The sequence below is a fragment of the Paraburkholderia kirstenboschensis genome, assembly GCF_904848585.1.
In the GTDB taxonomy this organism is placed as follows: Bacteria; Pseudomonadota; Gammaproteobacteria; order Burkholderiales; family Burkholderiaceae; genus Paraburkholderia; species Paraburkholderia kirstenboschensis.
Genome location: NZ_CAJHCR010000060.1, coordinates 1 through 2,499, shown reverse-complemented (window position 1 = coordinate 2,499; position 2,499 = coordinate 1). Strand labels below are relative to the sequence as shown.

The window sequence follows — 2,499 nt, the reverse complement described above, 5'->3', positions numbered from 1 at the left end:
CTGTTGATACGCGCATAGAACTGACCCACTTCCGCTAGAAATTTGCATCGAAAATTGACCCACATGTTCAACTGCCTGCTTGGACGCCAAGCAGGAGAACGGAGTGATAACCGTGAGCATGTTGGCCAAGATTCGGCGGATGCATTTCCGCGACGGCGTCCCACTGCGGGACATTGCAAGACAGACCGGGCTTTCGAGAAACACGATTCGACGATGGTTGCGCGAGCCGTCGGCGAGCGAGCCGAAGTTCGCTAAACGCGTCAGCAACAGCGTCGTCGACCCCTGGTCGGAGCAACTGCGACTGTGGCTGGTCGCCGATACAAGGCGTACAAGACGGGAACGGCGCTCCGCGACGCAGATGTATGAAGATTTACGGTCGGCTGGCTACGACGGCAGCTACGACCGCGTGTCTGCCTTTGTGCGCAACTGGAAGAAGGAGCGCGATTCCGGGGCGCAACGTGGCGCCTTCGTACCGCTTGCCTTTGAATATGGTGAAGCATTCCAGTTCGACTGGAGTTGCGAGTATGTCTTCATTGGTGGACTCAGGCGACGCGTCGAGGTCGCACACCTGAAGCTCGCCGCGAGTCGTGCCTTCTGGCTTGTGGCTTATCCGACCCAAAGTCACGAGATGCTGTTCGACGCCCACGCACGGGCATTCGTCGCGTTAGGCGGCATTCCCCGGCGCGGCATCTACGACAATATGAAGACTGCCGTCGACAAGGTTGGCCCCGGTAAGGAGCGAGCTATCAATGCGCGCTTCCACGCGATGTGCGGCCACTACCTGTTCGAGCCTGAGTTCTGCAACCGGGCCGCCGGCTGGGAGAAAGGCATCGTTGAGAAGAATGTCCAGGACCGGCGTCGACAGATTTGGCACGACGCAATCGGTATCCGGTGGGAATCGCTTGAGGTCCTGAACATATGGCTGGCCGAACGCTGCCAACAAGCCTGGAAGCAACTGAGACATCCGCAATGGCCTGAGCTCAGTGTGGAAGACGCCCTCGCGGATGAACGCCCCCGGCTGATGCAGGTTCCGAAGCCGTTCGACGGTTACATTGAGAAGCCCGTGCGCGTCTCGCCGACGAGTCTGGTGCATCTCGACCGGAACCGCTATAGCGTGCCAACGGAGTACGCGCATCACATCGTAAGTTTGCGCTGCTATCCGACCTACATCAGCCTGGTGGCCGACGGCATCGAGATTGCCCGCCATCCCCGCAGCTTCGACCGCTACCAGACCTTCTACGACTGGCGACACTACATCGCTCTGGTGGAGCGCAAGCCCGGTTCGTTAAGAAACGGCGCGCCGTTCCTGACGATGCCAGAACCGATGCTTCGCCTGCAGAGACATTTGCTAAGGCAGACCGGTGGCGACCGGGTAATGGTCCAGGTTCTGGCGGCCACTCCCGTTCATGGCCTGGAGGCCGTCCTGGTTGCCGTCGAGCTTGCGCTCGAGTCCGGACGTCCCAGCGGAGACCATGTCCTGAACATCCTTGCCCGACTGAAGAGTCAGTCGGCTCATTCAGGTGGCGGGGTGAAAACAGCAATCACACTCAAGGTAGAACCGCTTGCAGACGTCTACCGTTATGAACGACTGCGCGTTACGCGTGATGAGGAGGACGGTCATGTCGAATGAAACTGCCGCACTTCTCAAGTCGCTGAAGCTCCACGGAATGGCGCAGGCGTGGCCCGAACTGGTAGCACAGGCACGACACAGTGACTTTGAACCGGAGAAATTCATGCAGATGCTGCTCAAAGCGGAAACGGCTGAACGGCAGGTCCGGTCAATCAACTACCAGATGGCCGCCGCACGCTTCCCCGCGCACCGTGACCTTGCCGGCTTCGACTTCGAGCAGGCGAGCGTCGATGAAACTCTTGTGCGAGAGCTCCACACTGTCCGCTTCTGCGAGTCCGCGCAGAACGTAGTGTTCATCGGCGGACCTGGCACAGGAAAGACGCACCTTGCGACGTCCATCGGTATCGACGCAATACAGAATCATGCAAAGCGGGTCCGGTTCTTTACGACGGTTGAACTCGTGAACCAGCTCGAAGCCGAGAAGGCGGCCGGCAAACCCGGGCAACTGGCAAATCGCCTGATGTATGTCGATGCCATTGTTCTGGACGAGCTGGGCTATCTCCCGTTCACGCAAACCGGCGGGGCACTGCTGTTCCATCTGCTCTCGAAACTTTACGAGCGCACGAGCGTTCTTGTTACGACCAATCTGAGCTTTACTGAATGGTCGAACGTGTTCGGCGACGCAAAGATGACGACCGCGCTGCTTGACCGACTCACACACCACTGCCATATAGTGGAAACAGGCAACGATTCCTGGCGCTTTAAAAACAGCACGGCGGGGCAGCCCGCTTCGCGGGCTGCAACCCGAAAAAGCTCACCCAAACGACAAAAAGAGGAGGAAATCGACGCACCAGAATGATGTTTCTGAGCATCAGGGGTGGGTCAATTCTAGATGCAAAAAGTGGGTCAGTTCGCGGTGCAAATCAACA

At 58.4% G+C, this 2,499-nt stretch carries 2 protein-coding genes; both read left to right on the top strand.

The genetic code is table 11. From position 1 onward, the window contains the following. Positions 1 to 112 precede the first annotated feature (112 nt). Entirely contained in the window at positions 113 to 1,630 is a 1,518-nt protein-coding gene (gene istA, locus JMY24_RS37885; RefSeq protein WP_128598757.1) for an IS21 family transposase, read from the top strand. Next, positions 1,620 to 2,429: an IS21-like element helper ATPase IstB gene (istB, locus tag JMY24_RS37880; protein ID WP_128598758.1), complete on the top strand. Its 810-nt coding sequence runs from the start codon at positions 1,620 to 1,622 to the stop codon at positions 2,427 to 2,429. The genes istA and istB overlap by 11 nt, the downstream gene beginning before the upstream one ends. Positions 2,430 to 2,499: the final 70 nt, after the last annotated feature.